Source organism: Bacillus sp. AFS017336 (genome assembly GCF_002555445.1).
In the GTDB taxonomy this organism is placed as follows: Bacteria; Bacillota; Bacilli; order Bacillales; family Bacillaceae_G; genus Gottfriedia.
In genome coordinates, this window is the sequence record NZ_NUCO01000159.1 from 6921 (window position 1) to 7124 (window position 204).

Here is a 204-nt window from a genome sequence, read left to right on the forward strand (position 1 = left end):
CTTCTTCAAAATAAAAAAGCGTTGAATAAAAAATCTTACTAATTCCCTTTAGTTAGAAAAAAGAAATTAATTAACGTCATCAAAAAATTACAAATTCACCTTAAACTATATTTCTTATTAACATTTTAATTTTTAACTATTTTTTATTTCAACACTCTGGAAAAAATGGTTAGATAAATAACCGCATGAACCTTTTATGAGTTA